Source organism: Acinetobacter sp. CY05, from assembly GCF_059515805.1.
This window is the reverse complement of sequence record NZ_JCAKMW010000007.1, coordinates 24736-40550: the sequence shown is the minus strand read 5'-3', so window position 1 is coordinate 40550 and position 15815 is coordinate 24736. Positions and strand designations below refer to the sequence as shown.

The following is a 15815-nucleotide window of genomic DNA, read 5'->3' as shown; positions in this document are numbered from 1 at the left end:
ATAAAAAAGGGGCTTATCGCCCCTTTTTTGAACTAAAAATGATAATACAATTGTAAGTTGAGTAGCTCATGGCTTTGAGTGTCACTCCCTTCTGCATACGCATCGCTCGGCCCGCCAATGAGGAAGTCATTTTTGCCTATAATATATTCAGCCACCAAGCTTATATCTTTATAGTATGTTGCCACACCAATTAAATGACGTGATGAATCTCGGTAACCGCTTTCTGATTTATCATACAGACTATACATGGCATACGGGCTCACCTTGGTCAATGGGCCAACGTCTTTAAAGCTATAGCTGACATCGGCAGTATAAAACGTCCCCTTATTGGCCACCATAAAGTTATCATCAAATGAACCCATTAATGAGGCTTTTGAATGACGCGGATCTTGATTATTCACATCATTTTGGCCCACCGTTAAAGCAAAGGTCCAATCTTGGTAAGCAAGATGACCAAAGAGTGCCCAAGCTTTGCGCTCGCCTTCTCGATTAAAACTTTTATTGTCTATCTCTGAGTACCAATAGGATGCACCAAGGGAGCTGGTCATACTTGGCGGAAGCCCTGGTAAGGTCTGGGTAAATCGGGCAATCCACATATTTTTCTCATCTAAATGGCTTATATTGGGATCTTCTGGTTTAACAAAATTCGTGGTATAGCGACTTGCATCATCAGCGTAAGGGCCACTATATGCGCCACCATCACCACTAAAATAACCCAGTTCTAAATTTGAGCCCTGATCAAAGGTGGCCTGATATTTAAGACCTACATTATGTACATCTTCTAGACCAATTTGGGTAATAATGCCGCCATAATAGTTACTTTCCCAAAAACGCCCAGGACCAAAAGGGACAGCTTGTAACCCTGCTTGAACCACATGCTGATCATTGAGCTTGTAGCCGATGTAACCATCGACTAAGGTTGAAAAATCACAAAGCTTATCAAATTGATAACAGCGATATTCCGCATAGCCAAACCATGTGGGTGATTGATACGCAAGGTTAATGCGTGCAGTGTCAAAACTCAGTTGATGATCGTTATCGGTCCAACTTTTATCTTGATATTTTGCCCGTAAAAATCCGGAAACAGAGAGTTCTCCCTGTGCGGAGTTTGCATCGCCAATCTTGAGTGGTCCTGCCAAGCTAGGCAGGCTGAAGCAGCTCATTAAAACGCAACACAGGGATGCTTTAAAGAATCTTTGCATAGTTATGGTCTTATATGGTGTGAGTATTATTGCGGCATATATTGGGCAATTTCTTCTTCAGAGGGTGCCTGCAGATGATATTTGGCTAAGAGCTTGTCATATTCGCCGGATTGCTTCATTGCATTTAAGCCATCTTGAACCTTTGCTAACATCGCCTGATCGCCTTTAGGAATAGCAATGCCACCGAGTACGGGGAAGAAATCTTCAGTTGAACTGATCACGACACGGTCTTTGAGTTTATCGACGGTACTTTTTGCCACACTGGCATCGTCGTAATGGGCATCGACGGCTTTGGCCAATAACGCCTGTACAGCTTCAGGTGAGGTGTCAAACTCACGGATGGTAATTGGCGCTTTGCCCTTTGCGACACAAGAATCTTGTGACATGGTTCTGAGTTGTTCAGGGAACATTGAGCCTTTTTGCGAAGAAATGGTTTTACCGCATAAATCATCGCGGGTTTTAGGTTGGTAATTTGAGTTTTTTAGAGCAACGAGCGCTTCTGTGGTCATGTAATACGGCACCATATCCACTTTATTGAGACGTTCTTTGGTGATGTATAACGCTGACATCACCAAATCAAATTTTTTGGCTTCTAAGCCAGTAATGAGATTAGAAAAACGGCTATCAATAAAATTTACATCGGCATTGGAATGGGCAAAAATTTGTCTAGCGACATCAATATCAAAACCTACAGGTTGATCATTTTCTATGTATTCAAATGGCGGAAAAGTCATGTCACTGCCAATGTTATAAACTTGGGTGTTTGGTGTCTGTTCTGGCGGTGTTTGTTGGCTACACGCCGTGATGAAACTTAAACCTAGTGCCCCAATCAAAGGAATAACTTTAAACATTGTTTAACTCGCTTATTTTTAAGGTTTTAAATCATTTATACGCGAGTTGTTGCGCAAAAGTAATTTTGAATTTCTTAGCCAATACTCCAAAAAATACGATGCAAAGATTACGACTGAACTGCTTAGACTAAAGAAAATCCTAAATGAGAAAAGCAATGAAGACAGAGGCAGAGATCCGAGTTGATTTGGCTGTAGCACTACGTTTAGTGGCAAAACTAGGTCTACATGAGGCAGTGGCCAATCATTTTAGTGCTGCGGTATCCGACGACGGTCGACACTTTTTACTAAATCCCAAGTGGAAACATTTTTCTAAACTTAAAGCCAGTGATTTAATATTATTAGATGCGAATGATGAGCAAAGCTTTGATCACAGTAAAATTGATGCCACGGCTTGGGCCATTCATGGCCAGATTCACAAACTCCGTCCTGAGCTGAAAGTGATTATGCATTTGCACCCTATTTATGCGACAACGCTGTCTTGTTTGCAATCACCGGTGTTAATTCCACTTGAGCAAAATAGTGCACGCTATTTTAACCGTGTGGCATATGACTTGGCTTACGCTGGTATGGCAGACCACATCGCTGAAGGGCAACGTTTAGCCATGTGTTTAGGGCAACATCAACGCTTAATGATGGGCAATCATGGGGTATTAATTGCCTCACATGAGATTGGCATTGCCTTTGATGATATGTATACCTTTGAGCGAGCCTGTCAAATTGTGGTAAATGCCTACGCCACAGGCCAAGCTTTGAATATTTTGAGTGATGACGTGGCAGAAAAAACCGCGCGAGATTGGCAAGGGATTGAAGATTTTAGCTTGGCACATTTTAATGAAATGAAAGCCATCATGATTGCAGAAGATCCGAGCGTATTGGATTAAATACGCAGCCTAAAAAAAGAGAGCTCTTAGGCTCTCTTTTTTGATTAGGCCATTTCTAGGCCAGCCTGCTGGACAAAGAATGAGGCGCCTTTAGGCTTTTGTGGCATTTGGAGCTGATTTGGGCTCATTCTAACCTGTCCACTTTCTTGGCCATACACCAACTGACCTTGATGTAGGCTAGGCAATGGATTATCTGATAGAGGTACCGCATCTTCTGCTGCATAAACGCTAATAAACAAATAGCGTGGCAATTCGGTTCGATTGGCACCCGAGGCATGCAATAATCGTGTATGCATAAAACATACGGCGCCTGCTTTTCCTGTGCATGAAACATAGTTTTGGCAAGTACCTTCAATTTCGTCAGCAACTTTGCCCGTAAATCGACCATCTTGCCAGTGGCTATATAATTCTCCGCGGTGGCTACCTGAAATCACCTGTAAGGGACCATTCTCTGCCGTGACTTCCCCGACCATCAGCAATGCAGTAATCATGTCATCATTGGTGTGTGGGGTAAAAGGGAAATCTTGATGCCATTTTACAGTGGTTGCGGTATGCGGAAGTTTGGCATTGACTTTACTATGATGAAAACGCGTACCGCTGCCCCCAATGAGCTGTCCCGCCATTTTGGTCATCGCCGATTGCATCGCAATTTGATAATAGGCATCAGAAATTTCGGTCGGTGAGCTGACGCGTCTTAAGGCAGGATGATCGCGACGATGATCCACAGGGTCGACATCAAAGCGTGCCCGCTGATCTATCGTTTCACCATAGGCGGCCTCAAACTCACGACTTTCTTCAATCCATATTTCTAACTGGTCACGAAGGCCTTTCAGCTCTTGTTCAGTTAAGACATCTTCAACCACTAAATATCCATCGCGATGGAATTGTTCAATCTGTTGTGGATGTAGCATATTCCTATTCCTTATTACTGAGGATTCATCACAGCAGCAATATCAGCATCTGTGGGTGCTTTTAAGCCATAGCTGGCCAAAATTTTCTCAAACTCACCTGAGGCTTTGAGCTTGGCAATTCCCTCTTCAACCAAGGCGTAGGTGGCTTTATCCCCTTTACGAATACCAATGCCACCGACTGTGGGGAAGAATGCTTCGGTCGAGGTCACTTTGACTTTGCCTTGTAGGTTTTGTTCAGCCGCCTTCATCACCGCTGCATCGTCGTATTGAATATCTACGGCATGAGCAAGCAGGGCTTGTGTAGTTTGTGGTGAAGTCTCAAATTCACGCACGGTAATCGCAGCCAACCCTTTTGCTTCACAGCGTTGTTTAGAGATTTCATATACTTGGCTTGAGAAGGCGGTGCCTTTCATGGCACCCACTGTTTTGCCACATAAATCATTGGGCCCTTGTGGGTTAAGGGGTGAATCCTGACGCACCAATAAAGAGATATCGGTTTTGTAATACGGAATCATGTCAATTTGCTGTAAACGCTCTTGGGTGATGTACATCGAAGAAAATAAAATATCGAATTTTTCGCCTTTTAGGCCTGGAATAAGATTGGCCCAGCGCGTATCGACCCAATTGGTTTTTGACCCTTGTACGGTTGCAATTTTTTCCATAATTTCCACGCTTACGCCACTTGGTGTGCCATCTTTTAAAAATTCATAAGGTGGAAAGGTGAGATCTGAACCGACCGCAAGCACTTTATGGTTTGAGTCTGCCGCTGGTTGCTTCGATTGGCCACATGCAGTGAGGAAAAAGCTACTACATAAAGTTGTGATCATTAGAGATTTATAGTTCATTGTTCTTACTCGCTAGAGTTTTTATGATGTTTTTAATATAAGTGTTTGAAGACTTAAATCCGATTCGTATTTTTCTAAGCGCCTGTTTATAAAAACTATTGATCTTGGGCAATAAAGCGTTGAAAGCGTTCATGTTGGGTACGCATCAATACATCTGGACTATCGTTTAACACCACATGTCCACCTTCCATAAACATCACCCGATCAGATACTTGAAAAGCAAAGCGCATTTCATGGGTCACAATAATCATGGTTAAGCCTTCAGCCGCTAATGCTTCAATCACTTTCAGGACTTCATTGACCAATTCTGGATCGAGTGCAGATGTGGGCTCATCAAACAAAATGATAGAGGGTTGCATCGCCAACGCACGAGCAATTGCGACACGCTGTTGTTGGCCACCAGAAAGTTGATGTGGGTATTTATGGGCATGTTGCTTCATACCGACTTTGTCAAGCATGGCTAAAGCGGTCATTTTGTTGTCTAAAACAGTTCCCATATGGTGATACATCGGCGCCAGCATGACATTTTGTAAAATGGTTTTATGTGGGAATAAATTAAAGCTTTGAAATACCATTCCAACATGGACAATATTTTTTTTGTATTCAGGTGAATTTTCAGTTAAGTGCTGATCTTTTAAAAAGGGTTGGCCCAGTAAATTTACTGTGCCTTGATTGAGTGATTCCAGACCATTGAGTGTACGAATCAAGGTGGTTTTTCCTGAACCAGATGGACCGATAATGGAGATCACCTCCCCCCATTTGACTTGCAGGTTAATCCCTTTTAGTACTTCATGCTGCCCATAAGATTTATGAATGTTTAACGCTTCTAAAGCATAATCACCTTGCTTTACATGTTGTACGTCTTGACGAGCACGGATAGAGGCCAGCGGAAGCTGATTCAGTGGATCTTGTTCGCTGAGCATGCCAGGTTTGCGTTGGCTAATATCAATTTTGCGTTCAAAATACTGAATTAACCAGCCAAACACAGTCACAATTAAGACATAATAAAATGCAACCGCCAACATGGTTTCCATCACTAAAAAGTTTTGGGTGTAAAGACGCTGACCTACCAACAAAATTTCAGTTAAAGAGATGACTGAGACCAAAGACGTGAGTTTTACGATGGATACATATTCGTTACCCAGCGCTGGTAATGCCACACGAAAGGCTTGAGGAATGACAATCAGGCGTTGAATACCTGCGTATTTAAGTCCTAAGGCTTTACCTGCTTCGATTTGGCCTTTATGGATGGCCGTTAACCCACCCCGATGAATTTCAGCAATATAGGCAGCTTCACTTAAGGTCATGGCAATCAGACCTGCTAAAAATGGTGATGCCAGTACAACGCTCGATGCCGGGAAAATTTGCGGTAAGTTATACACAAAGACCAAGAGCACCAGCAGCGGCAAACTGCGGAAAAACCAAATATATAAGTCACTCGACCAAGCTAAAGGTTTATAACGTGATTGTTTGGCAAAAACTAAAATGAAACCTAGCACAATACCTAGCAGCCACACTAAGACACTCAGCTGAATGACGGTCCAAGTGGCACTCCAAAAACTTTGATGTGAGAATAAACTTAAGGTATATGCCCAGTTAAAATCCATTCCAATCCCCCGCCTATTCAATGTTTGATTGATTCTGTTATAGCGGAAATTTAAGCGGGAAGTAATTTGGAAAAATTGAGTTATTAATACAGCTTTAATTAAGCAATCAAAAAGGCTGAAGTGATAAGCATATAGCGATAAAAGCGCACACATACAGGTGCACTTTTATTTTTAAATAATTAATTAGATTTAAATTAAATTCTGAATGAGTTTCTCTAAAAATGTGTCACATTGCTGTAACTGCTCAATTGCCACGTATTCATTGGGTTTATGTGCAACAGCAATATCGCCTGGCCCACATACCACCACTGGACAATCTAAGGCATCTTGAAATAGCCCCCCTTCAGTACCAAAGGAAATATTTTGTGTGCGGGTATTGCAAGGCAATAAATCTTGTATAAATGAAACGGCTTGTACTGTTGGGGATGTTTTAAGCCCAGGATATTGATTGATTTCTTCAAGTTGAATCTTGTGGCGGAATTCTTCTTGAAGACAACTTAAAATTTTTTCTTGAATGCTATGGCTTTGATCTTCAGCCAAATGTCGAAGTTCGTAATCGACTACACATAGATTTGGGACAATATTTAAAGCTGTACCCCCTGAAATTTTCCCCACATGTAAAGTACTGTAGGCAATGTCGTAGCCTACATCTTGATGGCCATGCTGTTGTAGATCAGTTTGTACAGTTTGAATCGCATGAATGAGAGCACTAGCGACATGGATGGCATTTACATAATTGGGCGCTAAAGCCGAATGCCCTTCTTGACCACAACACTTGGCACGAAATACAGTTTTCCCCTTATGGGCGAGTGCCAATTGCATCATTGTGGGTTCGCCAATGACGCAGATCAGTGGGGGTCTAAGCTGCTGTTTCAGTTGATCTAAAATACCACGTACCCCAATACAGCCAATTTCTTCATCATAAGAGATACATAAATGTAATGGGCGCTGTAGCTTGAGTTGACTGGCTTTTAATAATGCAAGCACGGCGCAGGCCAGAAAGCCTTTCATATCCGCCGTGCCACGTCCATAGATATTGCCCTGTTTCACCGTGGCTTGGAACGCTGGTGTATCCCAATTTTGTCCATCGATGGGTACCACATCGGAGTGACCTGACAGCAAAATACCGGCTTGATCTAAAGGGCCAACACTGGCCAACAAATTGGCTTTATTTTTTTCTGCATTAAAATCAAGATGGACGTCAATCTCGGCAGCTTCAAACACATCACGCAAATAAAAAATTAAGTTTAAATTACTTTTATAGGATGTGGTGTCAAAAGAAATCAGTTGTTTGAGAAGTGTAAGATGATTGAGTTGCTGCAATTAATCTACCTCGACCAGTGATGGCTTAGTTTTCATATGCGCATCAAAGAAATGTGCATCTGCCATGCCAGGAATATATTGATTGGACAAGAAAGCACGGCAACGGCTGATAAACGCTTGCGACACCGTATTTAAATGTGCATTTTTTGCTGTGGCCAAGCCAATTTGCATTGGACGATGTTCTCCTGCCAAGCGAATACGCACCAAACGTTTCCCATCTAAGGCATAATTGTTTTTAGGACGCACGTTTAAAATGGTATAGCCTAAATTATTTGCCACCATCGCCCGTACCACATCTACATGTTTAGACGAGTGCTCAACTTTGGGACTGAGTTTATGCTGCCGAAATAGCGAAATAAAATAATCACTACTGTAGGGCATATCTAATAACACCATGGGATAGTCAGCCAATTCTTGCAAAGTGACCGCTGAGTTTTTTGCTAAAGGATGTGCTTCACTGACCAAAACATGTGGGGGCAATACTGCTAAAGATTCAAAATTCACCACATCATGATCAATGTTCAAATCATAAGTCAGCACGACATCCAGTTCATTTCTGACCAAACGATGAAGCAATACCTGCTGATCATCCTCACATAAAGCGAGATCAACTTTTTTATATAAGTTAGTAAAGCCGTGGATAATTTCAGCGTAAATCATCGGTGAAAATGCGCTAAAGCATCCTAAGCGTAAGGGGCCACGAATCGACCCAGAGAAATCGGCAGCTAAAGCGTATAGGTTCGTTGATTGGTTTAAGATCAACAAACATTCTTGCATGACACGCTCACCAATATTGGTCAAGATTAAGCCTTTGGCATGTTGGCGAATAAAAAGTTGCACTTGTAATTCAGATTCAATATGTGCGATGGCTGCAGAAATCGAAGGTGAAGAAACATGGATTTTCTCTGAGGCAATAATAATGCTGCCACTTTGTGCAGTCGCGACAAAATATTGCATCTGACGGAGTGAGATTCGATTAAGCACCTAATTATCCTAACGTTAACCTCTCGAAGAAACTTGGCTACCCGGTACACCGTAATCGGGTGAAATAGCTGGGTTTAAAGCGCGTACTACGTAATCTTCGACTTGAGGTTCATATAGCTTCCAAAGTTGATAGAGATCTTCAATTGGCGTATCCGACCAATCAACACGTAAATTAATGACTGGCCATTCGAGTTTATCAACTACCAATACGCCAGCAGAATGAACAGGCCCCATTTCTCCACCTGCAGCTAAACCTGCTTGTAGCGCCTGTAACAGACGCTCAGCTAAACTTCCTGATGCTTGGTGAAAAGTATTCACCATGATTTCAGGGATTCGAGCATCGGCAAGTAAATTGCCTGCAGCAACTGCGTGTTCTCCAATGCACTCAGCATGTACACCTAAACTATAAGTGCCACTAAATGCAGCGGGTGGTGCTGAGGTATTGAGTGCAGTTAGCTGACGATATTCAATAAAATCGGTATTCTTTACCAATTCTGAGATCGCCTGCTCAGGAGCCAGATCATACTTCAGCATATCTAGCAAAATGTTTGCCAAGTATGGATCCGTAATGTTTTGTGAGGTGGCAACCCCGATACCTGCTTTGGCATGTAGGCAGCGTGCGGCAACTGCGGGTGAAGATGAGCTAATGGCGCCGCCAAATTGCCCAGTTTTAGGGCAACGTGCAATAATGGAAAAAGTCATAAACAACCTCCAACCTTAGGCATCAGGAATCACAGCGGTGGCATCAATTTCAACTAACCACTCTGGGCGAGCCAGTGCAGAGACCACAATACCGGTTGAAACGGGGAACACGCCTTTAAGCCACTTCCCCACCACGCGATAAACCTCTTCACGGTAACGTGGATCAATAATGTAAATGGTGATTTTACAAATATCCTCAAGCTCACCGCCGGCCTCTTCCAGTAACATCTTAATGTTATACATCGCTTGCTCAGCTTGACCCGCTGCATCACCAATACAAACGCTTTCAGATGTATCTAAGTTCTGTCCAATTTGACCACGCAAAAACACGGTACTGCCACGTGCAACCACGGCTTGGCATAAATCATTATCTAAATGTTGTTCTCGATAGGTGGCCTGAGTGTTAAAGGTACGAATACGTCTATGTTTCATCACTTGATCCTATTAAGTTCATAGGCCGAGTATGAATCAAGTGCTTGATAAGGCAATTTTCCTTTTCTGCTTCAATAGTTCGCATTTTCCTTATTAAGCTGCAGAATATCTAAGTTCAAGTAAACGTCAGCATTATTTTTAAGCCTAAGATTTGAGTGTTTGCTGATTGTTGTTAAGCTTAAGTAGCTTTTTTTGATCATTCTTGTTTTTAAAATAGATTGAAATGTGTAGCTTTTACTGGGGAAAATGATTAAATCTTTCAGTGAACGCTATAGATTAAAAATTAAAGTTTTATAAATCACATAGGTGTCTTAGATTTGTACAAATTTAATATCCACATGTGATCAAAATAATTCAATCACAACAGTACTCAGGAAGCTGCTATGAGCCCAATCCTTACCGCTTATTTATTATTGGCCATCGCAATCGTGTGCGAAGTTACAGGATCAAGCTTTTTATTAAAATCTCAAGGTTTTACTAAACTGTTACCTTCGGTGATGGTGGTTTTATTGTTTAGTGTGGCATTCTTTTTACTTTCACACGTCATAAAAACTATTCCCTTAGGAGTGGCGTATGCCATCTGGAGTGGTGTAGGGATTGTATTGACCGCTATTATTGGTTATGTATTTTTTAAACAGGTTTTAGATACTGCAGCAATCATTGGCATGCTAATGATTGTAAGTGGTGTGTTGGTTATTCATATTTTTTCTAGTTCAACAGGACATTAAAAATGCCTATGTAGAGTGCTACATAGGCATGTGTATGAATTAAGTCCACCAAGAGCCGCTATCAAATGGATTGAAACTTGGCAATTGGCTGATATGCCCGCCTAAGAAGCCTAGACCATCAATCGTATGTTGAGCCACATAACCTAGCCCATCAGCCACATGTCCGACGATAGGTACATTGGAAACAAGATCAGTGACAGGTGCAATGTCTTCTAAAATATTGTCTAAAATGCCAGAGACATCTTGTACTACACCACCTACGGTGGCAAATGGATCACTTGCCAGTTGTCCTAAAGTATCTAGAGGATCAATACCTGCTACATAATCGCCCAACTCATCAACTAAGCCACTTGCATTGCCTACAGTAACACCTGCGGCATTAAGCACATCGCCTAGGATTGGTACATCTGATAAAGGATGACCTGTAATTGGATCAACAAGATTACCCACGTCGGTAATAATGTCTGATGCATGATTGAGTGTTCCACCGACGAGATCTGTGGCATGGTCAAGCAATTGATCTACTGCACCTGAAATGTCACCTGCAGCTACATGTTGGCCGACTTGATTTAAAGTAGTGGTTGCATCTGCCACTAGGTTGCCTGCGGTTGTCACTGTCGACTCAATCACTGAGCCCACCACTGGAATGTGGCTGAGTGCATCAGTGACCGGTGCGACAATTGTGGCTGCAGTGTCGACTAAACCTGCAGTATAACTTATGGTGTTCCCTACAACTTGAGTGACACCTTGATATGCTGGAGTAAAAATACTACTGAGTTTCGCGGTAAATAACTTAAACATGATCGTTCCCTCTTCATTGTTGAATCTGGATCTTATTATTGATGAAATAAATTAAAAAAATATGTTTAAGATAATTTTCTATTATTTTAATTTTCATTTTTATATCAAATACTTATTTTTATTAAAATTATATTTCTATCATTCATTTTTAATTTTGAGTAAAAAATAATAATTTTTTTATTGTAAAGTAATGGCTTAGATAATTTAAAGCATTCATAAATTGAAACGTTAAATTATTTATTTTTTTGTAATTAATGTTTTTTTTAAAATATAAGTTGATCTTTCATAAAGATATTTTTATAAAATTAATGGAAATTTCATATGAATTTATTTAGCTAAAAGCAGTAGCCAATCTTTGGATTGGCTACTTTGAAAATATTAATACTTAAATTGTACCGAACCCGTCACGGTACGCGGTGCCCCCCAAACATTGCTGCGCGCCATAGTACCCACCAAGTACTCTTCGTCAGTTAAGTTGGAAATATTTAAGCCTAAAATTATATTCTCGGTTGCTTGATAACGTCCCATTAGGTCAACGAGGGTATAAGCATCTTGTTTATACGTATTACGGTCAGCAACTGAGGCATAAATATCACTTTGCCATTTTACCCCAGCACCTAAGGATAGTTTTTCTAGTGCACCACTAAATTGATAACTGGTAAATAACTTCAACTGATTCTGTGGAATATTGGTATTAATACGTACACTTTTATCTTCTGTATTGACATAACTATAGCCACCAGCGATACGCCAGTTTGGCAGTAGTTCACCACCTACTTCTAATTCAATCCCCTCACTTTCTACCCCTTGCGCTGCACGGTAGTAGGCATCATCTATGCTTAAATCAGGTGGAATAAGCCCTTGATCTAGGTCTTGTTGCGTATATTCCCCCGCACGCACGGCTACATTTTCTTGCTTGGTTTTAAAAGCGGATAAGCTGAGGTTAAGTCGCTCTTGAAGGAGATCAGCTTTGACGCCTAGCTCAAAGGTATCTCCGGTCACTGGATCCAAAGTTGCACCGTCATAAGCGCGACTAGATTGTGGCTTAAAAATATTGGTATAACTTCCATACACAGACCATGCAGGGGTTAAATCATAAACAATACCCGCATACGGTACAAATTCTCCATTTTCGTTAGTGGCACTCGTGATATTGCCTTTATTTTGATAGTTATTGACACTCGCACCCAAAATGACATGTAAGTGATCCATCGGGTTTAAGCGTAAGGCACCATAGCTGCTAATTTGGCGTTGTTTTTCTTCTAATGTACCTGAGGCTGTAATGATCGGCGCCGCCACTGTGCCGTCCCATGTTGACACAGGCACTGTACTTGGTACACCTTCAATTTTCCAGTCATCATCATGGCGCTCCATATCATAGGCGGTTATCCCCAATACTGCTTCATGTGTGCGTCCAAACAATTGAAATGGACCTTGTGCTGAAGCATCAATGTTCCATTGCTCAGGTGTTCTGGTGTTACGGTCAGCGCTAAAGGCCATTGTGTCTGCCGCGAGATTAATGTTAGATCGCCCTGCGATGCCGTACACAATATCTGTATCTGACCAGGTGTAACCTGTATTTAAGGACGTCTTCCAATCATTGTTAAATATATGCTCGATCCCAGCAAAGACGTTGATACGCTGCACATCATCATAGGACCAAGCAGCAGCGTGATTGTCTTTGGGTCCAAAAGGTGTGCGCTTAGTTTTACTGATATCTAAAATATTAAAGCCATGAGCAGTGACACCATCATTTTCTTTTTGATAAGCATCAATACCTGCGTGTAATGTAGTCGACTCATCAAGGTCAGCTTCAACAATCGCATAGATCCCTGCTTGCTTGCCTGTTCCACGTTTTTGGTAGCTGTCATAGTCTTCATAAGATGCCACTACACGCGCACGTAGCGATTGATCTTGATTTAAGCTGCCTGAGACATCAACCTCAGAGCGAACTTTATTCCAAGAGCCTAATTCGATACGAGCATCACTATGTAATTCCTTGGTAGGTTTTTTGCGCACTAAATTAATCGTTGCACTTGGATTACCTGTGCCACTCAGCAAACCATTTGCACCTTTGAGGACTGTGACATTTTCATATACGTTTGTGTTTAATGAAGTGGTATTGCCTATTGCAGCACTGGTGCTATTGATTCCATCTACTTGATAATTGGTAATACTAAAACCACGTGCAAAATAATTATTAAAGGTATCGTCCGTCCCTGGTGCTGCATATTGTGTGCCACTGACCCCCACAGTTTGTGCCAGCACATCACCTAGCGTATCTAAATTTTGGTCTTGCATTTGTTGACTAGTAACGATGCTGACCGCTTGCGGTGTTTCTTTTAAAGCTAAATTAAACTTGGTTGCTGATGTCGAATTTTTAACTTTATATGCACTCTCTTGCTCAGCCATACTTTCAATCGTTTCTAGTACAGTGACCTCACTGGCTTGGGTATGTGTAACAGCTACACTCGATATGCCCAATAAAGCAAGTTTAATAGAACGATTTAAAAGTGTGTTTTTGAATAACATGATCATTTCCATATAATAAAGATAATTATTATCATTTATATTTTGTAGCAAAACTTGTACACTTTTCAATGAAAAAGGAATTGTTTTTAGCAATCCAAACCACAAGTTTGAGTCTTTATTTCAATAGGATATAAAAAGATTTGCTGTCTTTTAGATTAAGTTTATGTTTTTTATTGAATTTTAATATTTAGATTGATAGTTGATTTTTTTTAATGAAGAAAATCTGAAGGATTTCAGCGCCTTTAAAATATAAAGGCGCCTGAATTTAAGCTAGATAGCTTGCTGGCGAGCGTAAATATTTTCTAAGGTATCGACTAAGGTGCGTGTGGTTTGATCAATTTCGAAATTGAGTTGGTCACCTACCTGCAGCTGTCCAAATTTGGTCAAGCGAATGGTCTCTGGAATCAGGTTAACGGAGATTTGATCGCGTGCTAAATCCACCTGATTGACGGTTAAGCTACAGCCATGTAAACCAATAAAACCTTTGAGGAAAAAGTATTTCATACATTGCTTAGGAATTTGAATATCAAATTGTAGGGTTTGTCCAATATGGATGATATTCACAATACTTGCTTTACCCTCAATATGACCATATATGTTATGCCCGCCATTTTCCATGCCGACTTTAAATGAGCGTTCTACATTGACCAAATCGCCAACCTGCAAATCAGCTAATGTGGTGAGAGAAAGTGTCAAGGCTGCAACGTCAAAGCTGACCTGAGTTTTGTCATCCGTGATGCCTGTTACCGTTAAGCAGGTGCCATCAATCGCGACACTTGCGCCCACAAAAACATCATCCATAAAGCCTTTTGTATTGCTTACGAAAATAGTATGGAAGCCGTCATGTTGTTCAATTTTTTCAATACGTTCTGTGCCAAGCACAATACCGGTATACATAGTGATTCCTAGAGTTTTAAATTGTGTTCAATATAACAGAGCAGAGATCACACCGTAATTGCTTTGATTATACTTCAATCAATTGCTCGGATTTTTTGAATGGAGGCTTGTAAATGTTCTTTCAAAATATGCTGTATCTAAGACATGTTTACTTGCATACTGGTAGGAAATAATACAATAAGAGCAAATCTATGCGACTTCATTTTGCAAAACCATTAAGTAAAAATACTGCAACTGCGATTGGTTTGAGTGCTGTTTTGTTATGGAGTACCAATGTTGGCCTAATGCGTAGCGTCAGTGAAAGTTTTGGCGCTGTGGCAGGGGCTGCATTGATCTACAGTGTGGCCACCATCATTTTATTTTTTACCATTGGTTTACCTAAACTCAATAGCATTCCAAAAACTTATTTATTTTGGGGAAGCTTACTGTTTATTGCTTATGAATTGTGTTTTGCCCTCTCAATCGGTTATGCACATCATCCAAAACAGGCCATAGAAGTGGGTATGATTAATTACTTGTGGCCCACCTTTACCCTACTCTTTGCAATCTTATTCAATAATGTCAAAGCCAATATTTTGATTATTCCAGGTTGTTTGGCTGCGCTAATCGGGATCTTTTGGGTGTTAGCGGCGGAAACAGGACTTGAGCTGGCTCAGGTGTGGGGAAATATACAGAGTAATCCTCTCAGTTATGGTTTGGCTTTGGCAGCAGCTGTGCTGTGGGGCTTATATTGCTCAGTCACTGTCAGTCGTTCGCAAGGCAAAAATGTGGTGACTTTGTTTTTTGCTTTGGTGGCAATTGTGCTGTGGGTGAAGTACTGGCTGATGGGTGCTCCAAGCTTAGCTTTTAATTTTGATAATAGCGTAGCCCTCTTTTTTGCTGCAGCTGGATTGGGTTTAGGCTATGGTGCTTGGAATATCGGCATTTTATCTGGCAATATGACCTTGATGGCCGGTGCTTCTTATTTCACGCCAGTATTTTCCGCTTTTTTTGCTGCCTTTTTGCTCAATACCACCTTGTCCTGGATGTTTTGGCAAGGGGTATTGTGTGTCACTTTAGGTGCAATGCTGTGTTGGTTGTCAACACGACAAAAAAGATAGCTTATATAACCTGTTATTT

At 41.2% G+C, this 15815-nt stretch carries 15 protein-coding genes; 3 read left to right on the top strand and 12 right to left on the bottom strand.

What is annotated here, in order from left to right:
- Window positions 1-32: 32 nt before the first annotated feature.
- Together AC5YCD_RS07720 and AC5YCD_RS07715 are read right to left on the bottom strand one after the other, a co-directional pair.
- The gene (locus tag AC5YCD_RS07720; protein WP_496129485.1) at window positions 33-1163 is read right to left on the bottom strand and encodes a hypothetical protein; all 1131 of its coding nucleotides are present in this window, start codon (window positions 1161-1163) and stop codon (window positions 33-35) included.
- Between the two features lie 65 nt (window positions 1164-1228).
- Window positions 1229-2053, bottom strand: coding sequence for an ABC transporter substrate-binding protein (locus AC5YCD_RS07715; protein ID WP_496129484.1), 825 nt, complete (start codon window positions 2051-2053; stop codon window positions 1229-1231).
- A gap of 155 nt (window positions 2054-2208) precedes the next feature.
- On the opposite strand from AC5YCD_RS07715, the gene AC5YCD_RS07710 reads away from it, so the two are divergent.
- Window positions 2209-2934 (top strand): class II aldolase/adducin family protein, encoded by a 726-nt coding sequence (locus tag AC5YCD_RS07710; RefSeq protein ID WP_496129483.1) that lies wholly within the window; start codon window positions 2209-2211, stop codon window positions 2932-2934.
- A gap of 44 nt (window positions 2935-2978) precedes the next feature.
- Here AC5YCD_RS07710 and AC5YCD_RS07705 read toward each other — a convergent pair whose 3' ends face one another.
- The 7 genes from AC5YCD_RS07705 to AC5YCD_RS07675 all read right to left on the bottom strand — a co-directional run bounded on the left by AC5YCD_RS07705 (window position 2979) and on the right by AC5YCD_RS07675 (window position 9738).
- Window positions 2979-3845: a phytanoyl-CoA dioxygenase family protein gene (locus AC5YCD_RS07705; RefSeq protein WP_496129482.1), complete on the bottom strand. Its 867-nt coding sequence runs from the start codon at window positions 3843-3845 to the stop codon at window positions 2979-2981.
- A 14-nt stretch (window positions 3846-3859) separates the two neighbouring features.
- On the bottom strand, window positions 3860-4690 hold the full coding sequence (locus tag AC5YCD_RS07700; RefSeq protein ID WP_496129481.1) for an ABC transporter substrate-binding protein: 831 nt from the start codon (window positions 4688-4690) through the stop codon (window positions 3860-3862).
- A gap of 95 nt (window positions 4691-4785) precedes the next feature.
- On the bottom strand, window positions 4786-6297 hold the full coding sequence (locus AC5YCD_RS07695; protein WP_496129480.1) for an amino acid ABC transporter permease/ATP-binding protein: 1512 nt from the start codon (window positions 6295-6297) through the stop codon (window positions 4786-4788).
- Between the two features lie 189 nt (window positions 6298-6486).
- On the bottom strand, window positions 6487-7620 hold the full coding sequence (gene argE, locus AC5YCD_RS07690; protein ID WP_496129479.1) for an acetylornithine deacetylase: 1134 nt from the start codon (window positions 7618-7620) through the stop codon (window positions 6487-6489).
- Window positions 7621-8604 carry a LysR family transcriptional regulator gene (locus AC5YCD_RS07685; RefSeq protein ID WP_496129478.1) on the bottom strand — a complete coding sequence of 328 codons (984 nt, stop codon included), beginning with the start codon at window positions 8602-8604 and terminating at the stop codon, window positions 7621-7623.
- A gap of 15 nt (window positions 8605-8619) precedes the next feature.
- Window positions 8620-9306, bottom strand: a complete 687-nt coding sequence (locus AC5YCD_RS07680) for a DUF1028 domain-containing protein (protein ID WP_496129477.1) — start codon at window positions 9304-9306, stop codon at window positions 8620-8622.
- Window positions 9307-9321: 15 nt separating this feature from the next.
- Window positions 9322-9738, bottom strand: coding sequence for a RidA family protein (locus tag AC5YCD_RS07675; RefSeq protein ID WP_496129476.1), 417 nt, complete (start codon window positions 9736-9738; stop codon window positions 9322-9324).
- 383 nt (window positions 9739-10121) lie between these two features.
- On the opposite strand from AC5YCD_RS07675, the gene AC5YCD_RS07670 reads away from it, so the two are divergent.
- The gene (locus tag AC5YCD_RS07670) at window positions 10122-10466 is read left to right on the top strand and encodes a DMT family transporter (RefSeq protein WP_496129475.1); all 345 of its coding nucleotides are present in this window, start codon (window positions 10122-10124) and stop codon (window positions 10464-10466) included.
- A 39-nt stretch (window positions 10467-10505) separates the two neighbouring features.
- On the opposite strand, the gene AC5YCD_RS07665 is transcribed toward AC5YCD_RS07670, so the two are convergent.
- The 3 genes from AC5YCD_RS07665 to AC5YCD_RS07655 form a co-directional block, all read right to left on the bottom strand.
- Window positions 10506-11267, bottom strand: a complete 762-nt coding sequence (locus AC5YCD_RS07665; RefSeq protein WP_496129474.1) for a hypothetical protein — start codon at window positions 11265-11267, stop codon at window positions 10506-10508.
- 378 nt (window positions 11268-11645) lie between these two features.
- Complete coding sequence (locus tag AC5YCD_RS07660) at window positions 11646-13799, bottom strand: TonB-dependent siderophore receptor (protein WP_496129473.1); 2154 nt, start codon at window positions 13797-13799, stop codon at window positions 11646-11648.
- A gap of 270 nt (window positions 13800-14069) precedes the next feature.
- A complete protein-coding gene (locus tag AC5YCD_RS07655; RefSeq protein WP_496129472.1) occupies window positions 14070-14696 on the bottom strand; it encodes a riboflavin synthase subunit alpha in 627 nt (208 codons plus the stop codon).
- A gap of 191 nt (window positions 14697-14887) precedes the next feature.
- On the opposite strand from AC5YCD_RS07655, the gene yddG reads away from it, so the two are divergent.
- The gene (gene yddG, locus AC5YCD_RS07650; RefSeq protein ID WP_496129471.1) at window positions 14888-15796 is read left to right on the top strand and encodes an aromatic amino acid DMT transporter YddG; all 909 of its coding nucleotides are present in this window, start codon (window positions 14888-14890) and stop codon (window positions 15794-15796) included.
- The last annotated feature ends 19 nt before the right edge of the window (window positions 15797-15815 follow it).

What these genes read in the sequence shown, in the direction of transcription:
- AC5YCD_RS07715 (WP_496129484.1), bottom strand. Translation starts at nt 2,053, where the DNA reads ATGTTTAAAGTTATTCCTTTGATTGGGGCACTAGGTTTAAGTTTCATC.
- AC5YCD_RS07700 (WP_496129481.1), bottom strand. Translation starts at nt 4,690, where the DNA reads ATGAACTATAAATCTCTAATGATCACAACTTTATGTAGTAGCTTTTTC.
- AC5YCD_RS07710 (WP_496129483.1), top strand. Translation starts at nt 2,209, where the DNA reads ATGAAGACAGAGGCAGAGATCCGAGTTGATTTGGCTGTAGCACTACGT.
- AC5YCD_RS07670 (WP_496129475.1), top strand. Translation starts at nt 10,122, where the DNA reads ATGAGCCCAATCCTTACCGCTTATTTATTATTGGCCATCGCAATCGTG.
- AC5YCD_RS07705 (WP_496129482.1), bottom strand. Translation starts at nt 3,845, where the DNA reads ATGCTACATCCACAACAGATTGAACAATTCCATCGCGATGGATATTTA.
- AC5YCD_RS07675 (WP_496129476.1), bottom strand. Translation starts at nt 9,738, where the DNA reads ATGAAACATAGACGTATTCGTACCTTTAACACTCAGGCCACCTATCGA.
- AC5YCD_RS07665 (WP_496129474.1), bottom strand. Translation starts at nt 11,267, where the DNA reads ATGTTTAAGTTATTTACCGCGAAACTCAGTAGTATTTTTACTCCAGCA.
- AC5YCD_RS07695 (WP_496129480.1), bottom strand. Translation starts at nt 6,297, where the DNA reads ATGGATTTTAACTGGGCATATACCTTAAGTTTATTCTCACATCAAAGT.
- yddG (WP_496129471.1), top strand. Translation starts at nt 14,888, where the DNA reads ATGCGACTTCATTTTGCAAAACCATTAAGTAAAAATACTGCAACTGCG.
- AC5YCD_RS07660 (WP_496129473.1), bottom strand. Translation starts at nt 13,799, where the DNA reads ATGTTATTCAAAAACACACTTTTAAATCGTTCTATTAAACTTGCTTTA.
- AC5YCD_RS07680 (WP_496129477.1), bottom strand. Translation starts at nt 9,306, where the DNA reads ATGACTTTTTCCATTATTGCACGTTGCCCTAAAACTGGGCAATTTGGC.
- AC5YCD_RS07720 (WP_496129485.1), bottom strand. Translation starts at nt 1,163, where the DNA reads ATGAGCTGCTTCAGCCTGCCTAGCTTGGCAGGACCACTCAAGATTGGC.
- AC5YCD_RS07655 (WP_496129472.1), bottom strand. Translation starts at nt 14,696, where the DNA reads ATGTATACCGGTATTGTGCTTGGCACAGAACGTATTGAAAAAATTGAA.